Source organism: Maritimibacter fusiformis, assembly GCF_008086115.1.
Taxonomy (GTDB): Bacteria; Pseudomonadota; Alphaproteobacteria; order Rhodobacterales; family Rhodobacteraceae; genus Muriiphilus; species Muriiphilus fusiformis.
The window spans coordinates 53,876-71,972 of sequence record NZ_VSIY01000013.1; the positions used below are offsets into that span (position 1 = coordinate 53,876).

The window sequence follows — 18,097 nt, forward strand, 5'->3', positions numbered from 1 at the left end:
ACGGGCCTCCCTAGGCGGCCTCAGCCGCCATCTTCTCGGCTTTCGCCTTCACGTCCTCGATGCCGCCGACCATGTAGAAGGCGCCTTCCGGCAGGTGGTCGTATTCACCGGCCACCACGGCCTTGAACGAGGCGATGGTTTCCTCGAGCGGCACCTGCACCCCGTCCGAGCCGGTGAACACCTTGGCCACGTCGAACGGCTGCGACAGGAAGCGCTCGATCTTGCGCGCGCGCGCCACCGCCAGCTTGTCCTCTTCCGACAGTTCGTCCATCCCGAGGATGGCGATGATGTCCTGCAGCGACTTGTAGCGCTGGAGGATCTGCTGCACGTCGGTCGCGACCTTGTAGTGCTCGTCGCCGATGATCAGCGGGTCCAGCAGGCGCGAGGTCGAGCCCAGCGGGTCCACCGCCGGATAGATGCCCTTTTCCGAGATCGCGCGGTCGAGAACCGTGGTCGCGTCAAGGTGGGCGAACGAGGTCGCGGGCGCGGGGTCGGTCAGGTCGTCGGCGGGCACGTAGACGGCCTGCACCGAGGTGATCGAACCGGCCTTGGTCGAGGCGATGCGTTCCTGCATCGCGCCCATGTCGGTGGCCAGCGTCGGCTGGTAGCCCACCGCCGACGGGATGCGGCCCAGAAGCGCCGAAACCTCGGAACCGGCCTGGGTGAAGCGGAAGATGTTGTCGACGAAGAACAGCACGTCCGACCCGGATTCGTCGCGGAACTGCTCGGCCAGCGTCAGGCCCGACAGCGCCACGCGCATCCGCGCCCCCGGCGGTTCGTTCATCTGGCCATAGACCAGCGCGATCTTCGATTCCTCGAGGTTGTCGGGCACGATCACGCCCGATTCGATCATCTCGTGGTAAAGGTCGTTGCCCTCACGCGTCCGCTCGCCCACGCCGGCGAACACCGACACGCCCGAGTGCACCTTGGCGATGTTGTTGATCAGTTCCATGATCAGAACCGTCTTGCCCACACCGGCACCGCCGAACAGGCCGATCTTGCCGCCCTTGGTATAGGGGGCCAGAAGGTCGATGACCTTGATGCCGGTGGTCAGGATCTCGGTCTCGGTCGACTGGTCCGCGAACGCGGGCGCCTCGCCGTGGATCGGGCGGCGCTCGGTCGCCTTGACCTCGCCTTTTTCGTCCACCGGCTCACCGACGACGTTCAGGATGCGGCCCAGCGTGCCCGAGCCGACCGGCATCGAGATCGGTTCGCCCAGGTCGGTGACGGACTGGCCGCGCACCAGACCCTCGGTCGCGTCCATCGCGATGGTGCGCACGGTGTTCTCGCCCAGGTGCTGCGCCACTTCCAGGATCAGGCGGTTGCCGTTGTTGTCGGTTTCCAGCGCGTTCAGGATCGCCGGCAGCTCGCCCTCGAACTGAACGTCCACGACGGCGCCGATGACCTGGGTCACTGTGCCTTTTGCTTTTGCCATCTGTTTCGTCTCCGGTTCCGTTAGAGCGCTTCGGCGCCCGAAATAATCTCGATAAGCTCGTTGGTGATGACGGCCTGACGCGAGCGGTTGAATTCGATCGTCAGCTTGTCGATCATCTCGCCGGCGTTGCGGGTCGCGTTGTCCATCGCCGACATCCGCGCACCCTGTTCGGACGCCGCGTTCTCCAGCAGAGCCGCAAAGATCGCGGTGGCCACCCCCTTGGGCAGAAGCGTCGCCAGGATCGCCTCTTCCGAAGGCTCGTAGTCATAGACCAGCCCGGTGTCCTCGGCCTCGGTCTCGACATCCTCGAAGGTGGCGGGGATGACCTGCATCTCGGTCGGGATCTGGGTCACGACGTTCTGGAAGGTGTTGTAGAAGATCGTCGCGACGTCGAACTCGTCCGCCTCGAAACGTTGCAGCAGGTCGGTGGCGATGCCTTGCGCGTTGTCATAGCCGACCGAACGGATGCCGGACAGGTCGACATGGCCGACGAAGTGGTCGGCGTATTCACGCTTGAGCTGCTCGCGCCCCTTCTTGCCCACGGTCAGGATCTTGACCGTCTTGCCGGCGGCAAGCAGGTCCTGCGCCTTGGCCCGCGCCAGCTTGACGATCGACGAGTTGAAGCCGCCGCACAGCCCGCGCTCGGCGGTCATCACCACCAGCAGATGCACTTGGTCCGACCCGGAGCCGCGCACCAGTTTCGGTGCCGCATCCGACCCGGCCGCCGCCTTGGCCAGCCCCGCGAGCACTGCGTTGAAGCGCTCGGAATAGGGCCGCGCGGCCTCGGCGGCCTCCTGCGCACGGCGCAGTTTGGCCGCGGCGACCATCTGCATCGCCTTGGTGATCTTGCGCGTCGACTTGACGCTCTCGATCCGGTTTTTCAGGTCCTTAAGACTTGGCATTGCCAGCCTCCTCTCGGTTCACCCCGGGCTTACGCGAAGCCTTCGGCGAAGCTGTCGATGGCGGCCCTGATCTTGTCTTCCAGATCGCCCTTCACCTTGCGGTCGTTCTCGGTGATGTCCTTGAGCACGTCGGAGGCCTTGGTGCGCAGGTGGTTCAGAAGCCCCTTCTCGAAGCGGCCCACGTCCTTGACGTCGAGCTTGTCGAGATAGCCGTTCACGCCGGCGAAGATCACGCAGACGATCTCGGCGTTGGTCAGCGGCGAATACTGCGGCTGCTTCATCAACTCGGTCAGGCGCGCGCCCCGGTTCAGAAGCCGCTGGGTGGCGGCGTCGAGGTCCGAGCCGAACTGCGCGAAGGCCGCCATCTCGCGATACTGGGCCAGCGACAGCTTCACCGGGCCCGCGACCGACGACATCGCCTTGGTCTGGGCCGACGAGCCGACCCGCGACACCGACAGGCCGGTGTTCACGGCCGGGCGGATGCCCTGGTAGAACAGCTCGCTCTCGAGGAAGATCTGGCCGTCGGTGATCGAGATCACGTTGGTCGGGATGAAGGCCGACACGTCGCCGCCTTGCGTCTCGATGATCGGCAGCGCCGTCAGCGAGCCCGAGCCGTGATCCTCGTTCAGCTTGGCCGAACGCTCCAGAAGGCGCGAGTGCAGGTAGAACACGTCGCCGGGATAGGCTTCACGCCCCGGCGGACGGCGCAGAAGCAGCGACATCTGGCGGTAGGACACGGCCTGTTTCGACAGGTCATCGTAGATCATCAGGCCGTGGCGGCCGTTGTCACGGAAATACTCGCCCATTGCGGTGGCGGTATAGGGGGCGAGATACTGCATCGGCGCCGGGTCCGACGCGGTCGCGGCCACGATGATGGAATAGTCCAGCGCGCCGTTTTCCTCGAGCTTTTTCACAAGCTGCGCCACGGTCGACCGCTTCTGCCCCACCGCGACGTAGACGCAGTAGAGTTTCTTGGACTCGTCGTCGCCGGCGGCGTCGTTGTAGCTTTTCTGGTTCAGGATGGTGTCGAGCGCCAGCGCGGTCTTGCCGGTCTGGCGGTCGCCGATGATCAGTTCCCGCTGGCCACGGCCGATCGGGATCATCGCGTCGACCGACTTGAGGCCGGTCGCCATCGGCTCGTGCACCGACTTGCGCGGGATGATGCCCGGCGCCTTCACGTCCGCGACCGAGCGCTGCTTGGTCTTGATCGGGCCCTTGCCGTCGATCGGGTTGCCCAGCGCGTCGACCACGCGGCCCAGAAGCGCGTCGCCCACCGGCACGTCCACGATGGACTTGGTGCGCTTGACGGTGTCGCCTTCCTTGATGTCGCGGTCCGAACCGAAGATCACGACACCGACGTTGTCGGCCTCGAGGTTCAGCGCCATGCCCCGGATGCCGCCCGGGAACTCGACCATCTCGCCGGCCTGCACGTTGTCGAGGCCGTGGACCCGCGCGATCCCGTCACCGACGGACAGCACACGACCCACTTCGGCCACCTGGGCCTCCTGGCCAAAGTTCTTGATCTGCTCCTTGAGGATGGCAGAGATTTCGGCTGCTTGGATACCCATTGTCCTATCCGACCTCTTTCATGGAATTCTGAAGTGCGTTGAGCCGCGAACGGATCGACGAGTCGATCATCTTCGAGCCCACTTTTACGACAAGACCGCCGATGAGGCTTTCATCGACGGCCAGATTGATCTTGACGTCCTTGCCGACCGACGCCTTGAGCGCCTTCGCCAGCTTGTCCTGCTGTGCCTTGGTCATCGCCTTGGCGGCGGTCACATCGGCGGTCACTTCGCCCTTGTCGGCGGCGATCGCCTCGCGCAGGGCGGCGACAAGCTGCGGCAGCACGAACAGCCGGCGCTTGCCGGCCATCACGCCGAGCGCGCCGGTCATGGTCTCGCTCAGCCCCATCTTGGCGGCCAGCGCCTTGACGGCGGTGGCCTGTTCGTCACGGGAATAGATCGGCGATGTGATCATCGCGCGGAAATCGTCGCTGCCCGCCAGCGCCGCCTCGATCTGGTCGAGATCGGCCTCGACCTTGGCGATCTGCTTGCTGTCCCGGGCCAGTTCGAAAACCGCCGTTGCGTAGCGCTGGGCAATGCCAGTTGAAATCGAAGCTCCGGACACGTCCACCCTTCCGATGTCTTAAGCCCCTCTGAGCGCTGCCGTGGCAGAGCGGGGCGGCCTGCGATGCCGCGCGGACGCGAGCCATCTGAAATCGGCGTGGGTCTAGCAGAGGCTTTGTGATCCCGCAACACTGATACGCAGGTTTATCGCCAACATGCAGGTCTTATTGGAAAGGGGTTTGGCAAGGGTGCGGCAGATTGCGCGCCCTGTGGGTGCCGCCGCCTTCGGGTCCGGCCCCGTCCGGTGCGCCGAATCCCCCGGCATTTCGGCCCGCCGCTGGCGTTCGGCAGACGGCCGGTCACGGCACGTCGGCACCGCGCCCGCGCCGCGCCGCCGTCCCCGCAGCCGCCCGGGTCCGGTGCGACGGCTCCGGCACGCCCAGCCCGTCGAGCACCGACAGCGGCTTCTTGACCCGCTCGCCCAGCCCCGGGCGGCGCGGCTTGGGCACCTGCTTGGAGGCTTCCAGCATCAGCACCCCGCCGGCCCGCGCCATCGCCATCCGCCGCCCCGTGCGCTCCCACATCGGCCCGGTCTTGAGCCAGAAACGTCGCGTCGACGGTGGTTGATACAGCGCCGCGTCATGGCGCTCGGTGGTGAACCCGTGCGCGCGCAACAGCGCCTCGAGCTGGCCCAGTGTATAGGGCCGGCCAAATCCGAACGGCGTCGCGTCCGAGCGCGACCAGATCCCGGCCCGGTTCGGCACCACGAACAGCACCCGCCCGCCGGGGCCGAGCACCCGGTAGGCCTCGTCCAGCAGCAGCGTGACATCGGTGGTCACCTCGAGCCCGTGCAGCACCACCAGCTTGTCGACCACCCCGGTATCGAGCGGCCACATCGCCTCTTCGCACAGCACCGAGACATTGGGATGCCCCGATGGCCAGGGCATCACCCCCTGCGGCGCCGGCATCAGCGCGATCACCCGGCGTGCCCGCGCCAGATAGGGGCGCAGGACCGGCACCGCAAAGCCATAGCCCACCACCGTCTGCTTGTCGGCCTCCGGCCAGAACGCCTGCACCCGGTCACGCACCGCCCGCTGCGCTGCGCGTCCCAGCGCCGAACGATAGTAGAAGGCCTTGAGATCGCGGACATCGAGATGCATGGCGGGGACACTACCGCATCACCGTGGATTTGCCAGAGTGTTTCCGGCCGCCGCGCCGCCTGCCGCAGAGGCACCGCCCCCGGCCCGCATCACTGCTTGGCGAACACCAGCGACAGGTTGTTGGCGGGCATCTCGATGGTGGCGACCGGGTCCAGCCCGGCGGCGGCGGCCTCGGCGGCGATCCATTCGGCGTCCTTGTAGCCCATCGCCGGATCGTCGCGCCTGAGGCTCGCGTCGAACCGCGCGTCACCCTCGGAGCGGAACCCGCCGCCGGTGCGGAACGGGCCGTAGAGGAAAAACCGACCGCCCGGCCCCAACGCCCGCGCGATGCCGCGAATCACGTTTCGCGCCGCGGCCTCGGGGATCAGGTGCATCAGGTTCACCGCCATCACCAGCTCGACCGGGCCATAGGCCCAGTCCGGCGCCGCAGCGTCGAGGTGGATCGCCACCCGCATGTTGGCCACGCCCTCGGCGGCGCGCCAGGCGTCGATGCTGGCCAGACGCTCCGGCACGATGTCGCTGGGTTGCCAGTCGAGGGCCGGAAAGGCCCGCGCGCAGGCCACCGCGTGCTGGCCGGTGCCGGCGGCGATCTCCAGCACGCAGCCCGCGCTGGGCACATGCGGACGCAGCGCCTCGATGATCGGGCCGGTGTTGCGGGCCGCGGCGGGCGCGCTCAACCGGCCGTCGTCGCCTTCGGGGTCGGCCTGGGAATGCACGGGCGGTGGTCTGTCATTGGCTGTCATCGCGGTCTCCACGCCCATGTTGCACCCGCGCGGGCGATAGGGCAACATCGTTGCGAACGCAGACGGGGAAGGCGACGGGCCATGACGCTTGAGATCGAGACCATTCCCTGCCTGTCCGACAACTACGCCTTTCTCGTGCATGACAGCGCCACCGACGCGACCGCGCTGTTCGACGCGCCGGAAAGCTGGCCGATCCAGGCGATGCTGGAGCGGCGCGGCTGGCGGCTGACGGATGTGTTCATTACCCACCACCACGCCGACCACATCGACGGGCTGGCCGACCTGGTCGCGGCCCACGCCCCCCGCGTCATCGGCGCGGCGCGCGACGCCCACCGCCTGCCCGCGCTCGACCTCGCGGTGTCGCCGGGCGAGACCGTCGATTTCGCCGGCCACCCGGTCGAGGTGATCGACGCCAAGGGGCATACCTCGGGCCATGTCGCCTACTATCTCGCCGACGCGGGCGCGGCCTTTACCGGCGACAGCCTGATGGCGCTGGGCTGCGGGCGGCTGTTCGAGGGCACCGCGCCCGAGATGTGGGACAGCCTGATGCGGCTTGCCGCCCTGCCCGACGACACGCAGATCTGTTCGGGCCATGAATACACGCTCTCCAACGCCCGCTTTGCCCTGACCATCGAGCCGTCCAACCCGGCGCTGGTGCAGCGCATGAAACACACCGAGGCAGCGCGCGCGGCAGGCACGCCCACGGTGCCCTCGACGCTGGCGCTGGAAAAGGCGACCAACCCCTTCCTGCGCGCCGGGCTCGACAGCATGAAGGCGGGGCTGAAGATGGCCGGCGAACGCGATGTCGAGGTCTTTGCCCATATCCGCGCCGCCAAGGATGCGTTCTAGCCACATGCCCGCCGCGCGCCCCGGCATTTGAATTGTTGTCGCGCGGCGGGCAGGCTATACTTGACCCAGATAGCGACGATTTGCCCCCGGCCCCGCCGGCGGCGGCAGCCAGAGCGGCGCAGGCCATGGCTGTGAAGGCGGTTTCACCCGATCCGCCGCCGCGCCAGCCCGCCGAAACAGGCCGAATCGTGCGGACACAAGGAAAGTTGACAACAAAAGGGTTGAAGACGCGGCGGGAAAACCGAACTTTAAGATCGTGAGGCGAGGGTCGGTCAGGCGCCGGCCCGAGAACGAGGAGAAAAACAGGTGCCATCCTTTTCGAACACCCTTGAACAGGCGATCCACGCCGCACTTGCCCATGCCAACGACCGGCGGCATGAGCTTGCGACGCTCGAGCACCTGCTTCTGGCGCTGATCGACGAACCCGACGCGGCCCGTGTGATGAAGGCCTGCTCGGTCAACCTCGAAGAACTGCGCGCCACCGTGGTCAAGTATATCGACGACGACCTGACCACGCTGGAAACCAATATCGAAGGCTCCGAGGCGGTGCCGACGGCGGCCTTCCAGCGCGTGATCCAGCGCGCCGCGATCCATGTGCAAAGCTCGGGCCGGACCGAAGTGACCGGCGCCAACGTTCTGGTCGCGATCTTTGCCGAGCGCGAAAGCAACGCGGCCTATTTCCTGCAGGAACAGGACATGACCCGCTACGACGCGGTCAACTACATCGCGCACGGCGTGGCCAAGGACCCCTCGTATGGCGAGGCGCGGCCGATCACCGGCGCGCCGGATTTCGAGGAAAGCACCGCCAGCGCCGATGACGACGAGATCGAGGAAAAGAGCGACTCCGCGCTGGCGAAATACTGCGTCGACCTCAACGCCAAGGCCGAGGCGGGCGAGATCGACCCGCTGATCGGGCGCGACCACGAGGTCGAGCGCTGCATCCAGGTGCTGTGCCGCCGGCGCAAGAACAACCCCCTTCTGGTCGGCGATCCCGGCGTCGGCAAGACCGCCATCGCCGAGGGTCTGGCCCACAAGATCGTCAAGGGCGAAACCCCCGAGGTGCTGTCGAAGACCACCATCTACTCGCTCGACATGGGCGCGCTGCTGGCCGGCACCCGCTATCGCGGCGATTTCGAGGAACGGCTCAAGGCCGTGGTCAACGAGCTTGAGAACCACGACGACGCGGTGCTGTTCATCGACGAGATCCACACGGTGATCGGCGCCGGTGCCACCTCGGGCGGCGCGATGGATGCCTCCAACCTGCTCAAGCCCGCGCTGCAGGGCGGCAAGCTGCGCTGCATGGGCTCGACCACCTACAAGGAGTTCCGCCAGCACTTCGAAAAGGACCGCGCGCTCAGCCGCCGGTTCCAGAAGATCGACGTGAACGAGCCTTCGGTCGATGACACGGTCAAGATCCTCAAGGGCCTCAAGCCCTATTTCGAGGATCACCACCACATCAAGTATACCAACGAGGCGATCAAGTCGGCGGTGGAACTGTCGAACCGCTACATCAACGACCGCAAGCTGCCCGACAAGGCCATCGACGTGATCGACGAGGCGGGCGCGGCCCAGCACCTGTTGGCGGCCTCCAAGCGGCGCAAGTCCATCGGCGCCAAGGACATCGAGGCCATCGTGGCCAAGATCGCCCGTATCCCGCCGAAAAGCGTCTCCAAGGACGACCAGGAAGTGCTGCGCGACCTCAACGCGTCACTCAAGCGCGTGGTGTTCGGCCAGGACAAGGCCATCGAGGCGTTGGCCAGCGCGATCAAACTGGCCCGCGCCGGACTGCGTGAGCCGGAAAAGCCCATCGGCAACTACCTGTTCGCCGGTCCCACGGGCGTCGGCAAGACCGAGGTGGCGCGGCAACTGGCCGACCAGCTCGGCGTCGAGCTTCTGCGTTTCGACATGTCGGAATACATGGAGAAACACGCGGTTTCGCGCCTGATCGGCGCGCCGCCGGGCTATGTCGGGTTCGACCAGGGCGGGCTTCTGACCGATGGCGTCGACCAGCACCCGCATTGCGTGCTGCTGCTGGACGAGATCGAAAAGGCGCACCCGGATGTCTACAACATCCTGCTTCAGGTCATGGACCACGGCGAGCTGACCGACCACAACGGGCGCACGGTGAACTTCCGCAACGTGGTGGTCATCATGACCACCAACGCGGGCGCCACCGAACAGGCGAAAGAGGCCATCGGCTTTGGCCGCGACCGGCGCGAGGGCGAGGATACCGCCGCCATCGAGCGCACCTTCACGCCCGAATTCCGCAACCGCCTGGACGCAGTCATCAGCTTTGCGCCGCTGTCGCGCGAGGTGATCCTGCAGGTGGTCGAGAAATTCGTGCTGCAACTCGAAGCGCAGCTTCTCGACCGGGGCGTGTCGATCGAACTGACCCGCAAGGCCGCCGAATGGCTGGCCGAAAAGGGCTACGACGACAAGATGGGCGCGCGCCCGCTGGGCCGGGTCATCCAGGAGCACATCAAGAAGCCGCTGGCCGAGGAGCTTCTGTTCGGCAAGCTGGCCAAGGGCGGTCTGGTCAAGGTCGGCGTCAAGAACGGCGAGATCGACCTCAAGATCGAAGAGCCGCAAAAGGCCCGCCTGACCTCGCGCAAGAAGCCGCCGCTTCTGACCGCGGACTGAGCGGCCCGACCGCGACGAAACGACAAAGGACCGGCCCGCGTGGCCGGTCCTTTTTCTTGCCGCTTGATCGGATCACCACGCGGCCTATGGTCGACGCATGACCCGGTTTGCCGCGATCCTCGCCACCGCCGCCCTTGCCACCCTCGCCGCCCCGGCGCTGGCGCGCGAGCCGTTGCTGGGTCTGCCCATCGCCTGCACCCTGGGCGAAGACTGTTTCATCCAGCACCATGTCGACGCCGACCCCGGCCCGGGCGGGGCCGATTTCACCTGCGGCACGCTCAGCTATGACGGCCACGGCGGCACCGATTTCGCCCTCAACTCGCTGGCCGCGATGGCGGCGGGCGTCGATGTGATCGCCGCCGCCCCCGGCGTGGTGCGCGCGCTGCGCGACGGGATGCCGGACGCGGGGCTGGCGGGCACTCCACCCGACACCCTCGACGGGCAGGAATGCGGCAACGGCGTGGTGATCGACCACGGCGACGGCTGGAGCACGCAATACTGCCACCTCAGCATGGGGTCCGTCACGGTCGCGGTGGGGCAGCGCGTGGCGATGGGGCGGGTCTTGGGCCAGGTCGGCCTGTCGGGCGTGACCGAGTTCCCGCATCTGCATTTCGCCCTGCGCGACGGGGATCGCGAGGTCGACCCGTTCAACACCGACGGCATCGTGACCTGCGGCGCCGACGATGGCCCGGACGACGACATGTGGAAAGACCCGCTGCCCTACGTGCCAGGCGGGCTGATCGCGGTCGGCATGGCGCAGGAGGTGCCGGCCTATGACGCCATCAAGGCAGGCACGGCGGCGCGCGCCACCATGCCCGCCGACGCCGCCGCACTGGTCGGCTGGGCCTACCTGTTCGGCGGGCGCGCGGGCGACGTGGTGGCGATCAGCCTGCAGGCACCCGACGGCAGCACGTTGGTTTCGCGGGAGATCACGCTCGAAGAAACCCAGGCGCAACTGTTCCGCGCCGCTGGCCGCAAACGCCCCGAGGGCGGCTGGACGCCGGGGGGATGGAGCATTGTCGTGGAATTGCGCCGGGGCGGGGCGGTGCTGGACATGATGTCGGGCCGGGTCACCGTCGACGACTGACGCCCTACTTCTCGGTCAGTTTCAACTCGATCCGCCGGTTCGCCGCCAGCGCCTCGGGGCTGTCGCCGGGATCGACCGGCTGGAATTCACCGAACCCCGTCGCCGCCAGCCGGTCTGGCGGGAAGCCAAGCTCCTCGATCATGTAATGCACCACCGACAGCGCGCGGGCCTGGCTCAGTTCCCAGTTGTCGGCATAGTCGCTGTTGACCCCCAGCTTGGTTTTGTCGGTGTGGCCATCCACCCGGATCACCCAGTCGATCTCGGGCGGAATCTGGTCGGCCACGTCGGACAGGATTTCCGCCACCCGCGCGATCTGGGCGCGGCCGCCTTCGGACAGTTCGGCCTTGCCGGGGTCGAACAGCACTTCCGACGAGAACACGAAGCGGTCGCCGACGATGCGCACGCCCTCGCGGTCGCCGAGGATTTCGCGCAGCTTGCCGAAGAAATCCGAACGGTAGGCTTCCAGTTTCTTGGCTTCCTCCTCCAGCCGCTTGCGCTCGGCCTCTTCCAGCTCGGCGCGGCGCCGTTCCTCGGCGGCGACTTGGGCCAGGGCCGCGTTCAGCCGCGTGCCAAGCGCCTCGATCTGCACCTGTGCGGCCTCGTCGCGGGCCTCGGATTCGGCCAGGATCTGCTGCAGGCCGGATAGCTGGCGGCGCAGCGCCACCATCTGTTCGTTGAGCAGCGCGATCCTGCGCTGCGCCTCGGCAGACACCGCCTTTTCCTCGGACAACTCGGCATTGGCCGCCGACAGCAGCAGCGCCCGCCGGTCGGCCTCGCTCAGGGCCTCGCGCGCCTCGGTCTCGGCGGCGGCCTTTTCGGCCAGCGCGGCGGCGAGCCGTTCGCGCAGCGCCGCCTCGTCGCCCACGTCGTCCGACAGCGCCTCGGCCTCGGCCAGGGCCGCCGCCAGCTTGGCGTTCAGATCGGCATTCGCCGCCTCGGCGGCGGCCAGCAGGGTCAAAGTCTCCTCGGCGCGCTTGCGCTGTTCCTCCAGCGCCAGCGTCATCGCGGTCAACTCATCGTCGGCGTTCTTCAGCCGTTCGCGCAGCGCCTCGGCGGCGGCGGCCTCGGCCAGCCGCGCGGCTTCTTCGTCGCTCAGCGCCGCCTCGGCGTCGGCCAGACGCGCGCGCAGGGCCTCGGCAGCGGCCAGTTCGGCCAGACGCGCGGCCTCGGCATCGGACAGGTCCGCCTGCATCGTCGACAGCCGCTCGCGCAACGCCGCCGCCGCCGCCTGTTCCCTGAGCCGCGCCGCCTCCTCGTCCGACAGCGCCACCTCGACCTCGGCCAGACGCTGGCGCAGCGCCTCGGCAGCGGCGCGTTCGGCCAGCCGCGCGGATTCCTCCTCGGTCAACCCCGCCTCAAGCTCAGCCACGCGCGCCGCCAGCCCCTCGGCGGTCGCAGTCCCGTCCTCGAGCCGCGCCAGCGCATCGGCCAGCGTGCTTTCGCGCTCCTCCAGCGTGGTTTCGGCCTGTTCAAGCCGCGCCAGCGTCTGCGACAGCGTTCCCTCGCGCGTGGCAAGCTCGGCCCGGGCGGTCTCCAGCGCCGCCTCGCGGTCCTCGAGCCGCGCCAGCGCGTTGGCCAGCGAGGTGTCGCGCTCCTCGATCCGGCTTTGCAGATCGGCCACCAGCGCATCCAGCGCCTCGCGCCGTGCGGCGGCCAGCCGGGCGGCTTCGGCCTGGGCGTCGATCTCGTCGCGCGCCGAGGCCAGCGCCAGGTTCAGCGCCTCCTGCTCCGAGATCAGCCGCGCCTGGGCCGCCTCAAGCTCCTCGATGGTGGCCGACATCCGCGCACCCGCCTCGCGCGCCGTGTCGCGTTCGGCCAGCAGGGTGGCCACCTGCGCCTCGAACGAGGTGATGCGCGCCGCCCGCGCCGCAAGCTCGCCCTGCTGCGCCTCGATCTGCGCATTCAACGAGGCGATCAGCGCAGCCTGGGTCTCGGCCTCCTCCGTCGCCCGGTCGAGCGACGAGGTCAGCGTGCCGACCTCGGTTTCCAGCCGCGCCGAGCGGCCGCGTTCCAGCCCCAGCGCCTCGGCCAGTTCGGCCACCTGCGCCGACAGCTCGTTCAACTCGCTGGCCTGCCCCGAGATGGTTTCGCGCAGCACGTATTGCACCACCATGAAGATGGTCAGAACGAACATCAGCACCAGCAGCAGCGCCGTCATCGCATCGACGAACCCGGGCCAGATCGACCCCGAAATCCGTTGCGTCGATCGGCGCGACAGGGCCATGTCAGCCGCGCCCCGTCGCCTGCCGGATGGCCTGCGTCAGCGCCCCGATTTCCGCGCGCAGCTCGGCCAGGCTTTCCTGCCGCCCGGCCGACATTTCCTCGAGGATGCGCAGAAGCTGCACGTCGATCGAGCGCAGGCGCATCCGGCTCTCGGCATCCACATGCGCGCCGCCGTCCTCGGCCTGGGCCTCGAAATGCGCCAGCATCCGGTCCTGGCTTTCGGCCATGCGGATCAGGTAGGGGGTCGAGACACCCTCGTCCTCGATCCGCCGCGTCAGCCGGTCGATAGACCCGGCCAGATCGCCCAGCCGCTCGTCGACCAGCGCGCGGCTCACGTCGGACTGGGTGAACATGGTCTGCAGCGCTTCCATCTGCTCGGCCATATGCGCCAGCCACGCGTTCGCGCCGGCCGGTTCGCCCATCGCCTCGCCCTCGCCGTCGCCGGGGGCAAAGCCGAACTTGGTGATCGAAGACAGCCATTCCTCGAGCTCACGGTAGAACCGGTTCTGGCCGTGGGTGGCGAACAACTCCAAGAGCCCCACCACCAGCGACCCGGCCAGACCCAGCAGCGACGACGAGAACGCCGTGCCCATGCCGCCCAACTGGCTTTCAAGCCCGCTCATCAGCCGGTTGAACACTTCGACGCCGCTGTCGGTTTCGTCAGGCGCCAGCGAGCGGATGGTTTCGACCACCGCCGGAACGGTGGTGGCAAGGCCGAAGAAGGTGCCCAGAAGGCCAAGGAAAATCAAGAGGTTGGTGATATAGCGCGTGATGTCGCGTTCTTCGTCGATCCGCGTGGCGACCGAGTCGAGCACCGAGCGCGCCGAGGCCGCGCCGATCTGCATCCGCGCGCCCCGCGCACGCAGAAGCGCCGCCAGCGGCGCCAGCAGGCGCGGCGCGCTGTCGTCCTCGTCCGTGCCCGCGGCCGAGGTGATGCGCTTGATCCAGCTTACCGACGAGAACAGTTGGAACACCTGCCAGAAGCAGGCCCCGAGGCCGACCAGGAAGACGAACAGGATGAACCCGTTGAGATAGAGGTTGGCGAGGAACACCGGCAACACGCGCGGCAACGCGAAATAGACCCCGACACCGACCAGTGCGAGCACGATCAGCATGGTCAGGATTTTTCCCACGGGCTGGGTAAAATTCGGCTCGGCCCCGCGATCCGGCTGGTCCATCAGGACACTCCCGTCGCCATTATCATTACGCGCGGAGGATACGGGCAGAGGGCCGCGATGCCAAGAACAGAAAGGGCCACGCGCCGTCCTACCCCGCCGCCAGGTGGCGCCGCACGTTGCGCGCAAGCCACGTCAGGTCTTCATCCTCGATGCCAAGCTCGACCAGGTGACGGGCGGTGTTCTCGAGGTATTCGCGGTTCGGCCCCATCCCGCCGACCGCATGGGCGATGATCCGGGCCTGTTCGCTCAGCGGCAGCCCGCCGCAATACTGCACGTGCTCGGTGTCGATCACGTAGCACACCGCCTCGATGCGCCGCCCGTCATGCAGGTCGAGCGTCAGCACCCGCTCCACATAGGCCGACGACACCAGTTCGCGTTCGCGCAAGGCCGACAGGGTCGGCGCATGGGCATCCGGCGACACCCGGAACGCCAGCCCGTGACAGGCCGCGCCCTCATGCGGGTCGAGCGCCAGCACAAGGCCCGGATTCTCGACCGTGCCGCGATGGTGGATCGAGCGCATGCAGAAGCTGCGGGCATAGCCCGACAGGGTGGCAAGGTGGGTCTCGACGTGGGGAAAGCCCGGATTCCACATCAACGAGCCATAGCCGAACACCCATAGATCCTGCATCGTCATCGCGCTGGTCACTCGCCTTTCCTGCCGATAGAACGGCCACATTCCTAACAGAGAGGCTTTCATGCGCAAGTTGCCGTTGGTTCTGGTTCTTCTCGGTGTCGTGGCCTTCGCGGGCTGGGGCGGCTACTGGCTGGTCGGTGCCCGCACGACCGAGTCTGCGTTTTCCGGCTGGTTCGAAGCGCGCCGCGCCGATGGCTGGGTGGCGGAATACGACGACCTGAACACCGCCGGGTTTCCCAACCGGTTCGACACCACCTTCACCGGCCTGAGCCTGGCCGACCCCGACAACGACCTGGCCTGGGAGGCGCCGCTGTTCCAGGTTCTCACGCTGAGCTACACGCCGCACAAGTTCATCGCCGTCTGGCCGCATGAACAGGTGCTGGCCCGGCCCGACCAGCGCCTGACCATCGCCTCGGACGACATGCGTGCCTCGATCAGCTTCGAGCCCGACCTGACGCTGCCGGTCGATCATGCCACCTTCGAGACCTCGGGTGCCGACATCGCCTCGTCCAACGGCTGGCAAAGCCGGATCGGTCACGGCCAGTTGTCGATCCGGCGCACCCCCGGCGGGGCGGCGAACAGTTATGATCTCTACCTTGCCGCCACCGACATGGTGCCGGGCGACGATTACATGCAGACCCTGCGCGGCGTGGCTAACCTGCCCGACGTGATCGACAGCGTGACGGTGAATGGCCGCGCCACCTTCGACGCGCCGTGGGACCGGTTCGCGGTCGAGCGGCGGCGGCCCCAGCCCACCCGGATCGAGCTGGACAGCCTCGACGCCGCCTGGGGCGACCTGGCGCTGGCCGCCACCGGCGCGCTGGATGTCGCCGCCGACGGCACCCCGACCGGCGAGATCGCCGTCAAGGCCACCAACTGGCGCGAGATGATCGCGCTGGCCGAGGCCACCGGCGCGCTGTCGGCGGACTGGGTCGTGCCGCTGACCCGCGCGCTCGAGGCGCTGGCCGGGCTGTCGGGCGACCCGGAAACGCTGGACGTGCCGCTGCGCTTCGGTCGCGGCCTCATGTCGGTCGGCCCGATCCCGGTGGGCGCGGCCCCGAAGATCAGGTTGTGGTAGGGGCCCGGATAGCCGACTGACGCAAAAGCGTGCCCTTGATCCCGAGGGCCGCGCCGGGCGCAAGGTCGTCAGGGATACCCCCTACCCCAGCACGAACAGCGTGATCGCAGGAAACGCGATCAGGAGCCCGACCCGCACCAGGTCCGAGGCCAGGAACCAAAGCACCGCCCGGTAGGTCGCGACCATCGGCGTGTCGCGGTCCATCGTGTTGATGATGAACAGGATCATCCCCACCGGCGGCGTGATCAGCCCGACCTCGACCACGATCAGCACCAGCACGCCGAACCACAGCGCGAGGTGCTCGGCCCCGATCATCGCGGCGCGCGCCTCGGTGATCCCCACCCCCAGCGCGCGCGCCTGATCGCGGCCAAGTTGCACCCCCTCGGCCAGCGCCGCCTCGATCCCCGCCAGCATGTCGGGCGCGATGCCCTCCGGCACGCCCGCCGCCAGGATGCGCGCGGCCTCGTCCAGTTGCATCGCGGTGAAATCGACCAGCCCGAAGTCCAGCCCCGCCACGATCGGGAAAAAGATCGGGATGGTCAGCAGGATCATCGACAGGCTGTCCATCAGGCAGCCCAGCACCAGGTAGACCATGAGGATCACCACCAGCACCATGTAGGGGCCGAAGCCCTGCGCCACGACCCACTCGGCCAGCCCCTGCGGCACCTGCGTCACGGCCAGAAAGCCGTTGTAGAACGCCGCCCCCAGCACGATGAAAAAGATCATCGCGGTGGAGCTTGCCGTGGCGGTGAAGGCCTCGGCCAGCGCCCGCCAGCCCAGCGCCCCGCCCAGCGCCGCGATCAGCCCGGTGCCCAGCGCGCCAACCGCCGCGCCCTCGGTCGGGGTGAACAGCCCGCCGTAGATGCCGCCGACCACCAGCGCGAACACCAGCATCACCGGCCAGACATCGGCCAGCGCCCTGACCCGCGCCGCCATCGGCACCGCCGCGCGCACCCCGGCCGCACCGGGGTTGACCCGCACGTAGACCGAGATCGCCAGCACATAGCCCAGCGCCGCCAGCACCCCCGGCACGATGGCGACCAAAAACAGCTTGGCGATGTTCTGTTCGGTCAGGACCGCGTAGATCACCATCACCACCGAGGGCGGAATGAGGATGCCCAGCGTCCCGCCCGCCGCCAGCGTCGCCGAGGCGAAGCCGCCGGAATAGCCCGCGGCGCGCAGTTCCGGCAGCGCCACCCGCCCCATCGTCGCCGCCGTGGCCAAGGATGATCCGCAGATCGCCCCGAACCCCGCCGACGCGCCGATGGTGGCCATCGCCACGCCCCCCTTGCGATGCCCCAGCCAGGCCTCGGCGGCCTTGAACAGCGCCCGGCTCATGCCGCCGAGGGTGGCGAAATGGCCCATCAGCAGGAACATCGGCACGATCGACAGCGAATAGGAGGAAAACGTGGTGTAGGTCTCGGTCTTGAGCCGCGCCAGCGCGATCCGCGGGCTGCCGTCGATCAGGCTCAGCCCGACAAAGCCGGTCACGAACATCGCCAGCCCGATCGGCACGCGCAGGAAGATCAGCGCGAGAAGGGCCGGGAACGACCACAGGCCGATCTCGACCGGGCTCAATCCGTCACCCCGGTCGGCGCGGGCAGGACCATGCGCCCGTTCGCCGCCTCGACGATGCGGGCAACCGCAACATAGACCCCGACCACGGCGCCCGCCGAGGCTGCCACAAGGCTTGCGCCGTAGGCCCACCACAGCGGGAACTGCAAAAGAAACGTGGTCTGGCCGCTGCGGTATTTGGCCAGCGTGCCGTGAAACAACTGCACCGCGATCACCACCAGCACCAGCGCAAAGACCAGCGCGATGACCATGTCCAGCACCCGGCCCGCGCGCGCCGGCAGATACCGGGTAAAGACATCGACCACCGCGTGCCCGCCGGTGATGTGGGCATAGGGCAGAAAGGCAAAGACGGCAAAGGCGGTGCCGGCCTCGACCAGTTCATAATCGCCGGTGATCGCGCCCAGCCCGGTCTCGCGCCCGATGATCGAGGCGCCGACCACCGCGATCAGCGCCACCAGCACCAGCCCGCCGGCAATGGCGAACCCGGTCGAGATGCCAAGGAAGAAACGGTGCATGATCGGCTT

Annotated in this window: 15 protein-coding genes; 4 read left to right on the top strand and 11 right to left on the bottom strand. The window is 68.0% G+C overall.

The window, feature by feature from the left end; translation table 11 throughout:
* Window positions 1–10: 10 nt before the first annotated feature.
* From atpD to FVF75_RS12550, 6 genes are all read right to left on the bottom strand, one after another.
* A complete protein-coding gene (gene atpD / locus FVF75_RS12525; RefSeq protein ID WP_148378426.1) occupies window positions 11–1,435 on the bottom strand; it encodes a F0F1 ATP synthase subunit beta in 1,425 nt (474 codons plus the stop codon).
* 20 nt (window positions 1,436–1,455) lie between these two features.
* Window positions 1,456–2,337 (bottom strand): F0F1 ATP synthase subunit gamma, encoded by an 882-nt coding sequence (locus FVF75_RS12530; RefSeq protein WP_148378428.1) that lies wholly within the window; start codon window positions 2,335–2,337, stop codon window positions 1,456–1,458.
* Between the two features lie 29 nt (window positions 2,338–2,366).
* Entirely contained in the window at window positions 2,367–3,905 is a 1,539-nt protein-coding gene (gene atpA / locus FVF75_RS12535; protein ID WP_148378430.1) for a F0F1 ATP synthase subunit alpha, read from the bottom strand.
* Between the two features lie 4 nt (window positions 3,906–3,909).
* Window positions 3,910–4,473 (bottom strand): F0F1 ATP synthase subunit delta, encoded by a 564-nt coding sequence (locus tag FVF75_RS12540; RefSeq protein ID WP_148378432.1) that lies wholly within the window; start codon window positions 4,471–4,473, stop codon window positions 3,910–3,912.
* 292 nt (window positions 4,474–4,765) lie between these two features.
* Window positions 4,766–5,566 (bottom strand): class I SAM-dependent methyltransferase, encoded by an 801-nt coding sequence (locus FVF75_RS12545; RefSeq protein ID WP_148378435.1) that lies wholly within the window; start codon window positions 5,564–5,566, stop codon window positions 4,766–4,768.
* An 89-nt stretch (window positions 5,567–5,655) separates the two neighbouring features.
* Window positions 5,656–6,327, bottom strand: coding sequence for a DUF938 domain-containing protein (locus FVF75_RS12550; RefSeq protein WP_246138081.1), 672 nt, complete (start codon window positions 6,325–6,327; stop codon window positions 5,656–5,658).
* A 63-nt stretch (window positions 6,328–6,390) separates the two neighbouring features.
* On the opposite strand from FVF75_RS12550, the gene gloB reads away from it, so the two are divergent.
* The 3 genes from gloB to FVF75_RS12565 all read left to right on the top strand — a co-directional run bounded on the left by gloB (window position 6,391) and on the right by FVF75_RS12565 (window position 10,885).
* A complete protein-coding gene (gene gloB, locus FVF75_RS12555; protein WP_148378437.1) occupies window positions 6,391–7,158 on the top strand; it encodes a hydroxyacylglutathione hydrolase in 768 nt (255 codons plus the stop codon).
* Window positions 7,159–7,464: 306 nt separating this feature from the next.
* Window positions 7,465–9,798, top strand: coding sequence for an ATP-dependent Clp protease ATP-binding subunit ClpA (gene clpA / locus FVF75_RS12560; RefSeq protein ID WP_148378440.1), 2,334 nt, complete (start codon window positions 7,465–7,467; stop codon window positions 9,796–9,798).
* Between the two features lie 97 nt (window positions 9,799–9,895).
* The gene (locus FVF75_RS12565; protein ID WP_148378443.1) at window positions 9,896–10,885 is read left to right on the top strand and encodes a M23 family metallopeptidase; all 990 of its coding nucleotides are present in this window, start codon (window positions 9,896–9,898) and stop codon (window positions 10,883–10,885) included.
* 4 nt (window positions 10,886–10,889) lie between these two features.
* Here FVF75_RS12565 and FVF75_RS12570 read toward each other — a convergent pair whose 3' ends face one another.
* From FVF75_RS12570 to FVF75_RS12580, 3 genes are all read right to left on the bottom strand, one after another.
* Entirely contained in the window at window positions 10,890–13,109 is a 2,220-nt protein-coding gene (locus tag FVF75_RS12570; protein ID WP_148378446.1) for a peptidoglycan -binding protein, read from the bottom strand.
* Between the two features lies 1 nt (window position 13,110).
* Window positions 13,111–14,286: a biopolymer transporter ExbB gene (locus tag FVF75_RS12575; RefSeq protein ID WP_148378450.1), complete on the bottom strand. Its 1,176-nt coding sequence runs from the start codon at window positions 14,284–14,286 to the stop codon at window positions 13,111–13,113.
* An 88-nt stretch (window positions 14,287–14,374) separates the two neighbouring features.
* Window positions 14,375–14,914 carry a gamma-glutamylcyclotransferase gene (locus tag FVF75_RS12580; RefSeq protein ID WP_425463236.1) on the bottom strand — a complete coding sequence of 180 codons (540 nt, stop codon included), beginning with the start codon at window positions 14,912–14,914 and terminating at the stop codon, window positions 14,375–14,377.
* 67 nt (window positions 14,915–14,981) lie between these two features.
* On the opposite strand from FVF75_RS12580, the gene FVF75_RS12585 reads away from it, so the two are divergent.
* Window positions 14,982–15,998 carry a DUF2125 domain-containing protein gene (locus FVF75_RS12585; RefSeq protein WP_148378453.1) on the top strand — a complete coding sequence of 339 codons (1,017 nt, stop codon included), beginning with the start codon at window positions 14,982–14,984 and terminating at the stop codon, window positions 15,996–15,998.
* An 81-nt stretch (window positions 15,999–16,079) separates the two neighbouring features.
* Here the strand turns inward: FVF75_RS12585 and FVF75_RS12590 are convergent, their stop codons facing one another.
* Entirely contained in the window at window positions 16,080–17,576 is a 1,497-nt protein-coding gene (locus FVF75_RS12590) for a TRAP transporter large permease (protein WP_148378456.1), read from the bottom strand.
* Window positions 17,573–18,088: a TRAP transporter small permease gene (locus FVF75_RS12595; RefSeq protein WP_148378458.1), complete on the bottom strand. Its 516-nt coding sequence runs from the start codon at window positions 18,086–18,088 to the stop codon at window positions 17,573–17,575. The genes FVF75_RS12590 and FVF75_RS12595 overlap by 4 nt, the downstream gene beginning before the upstream one ends.
* Window positions 18,089–18,097: the final 9 nt, after the last annotated feature.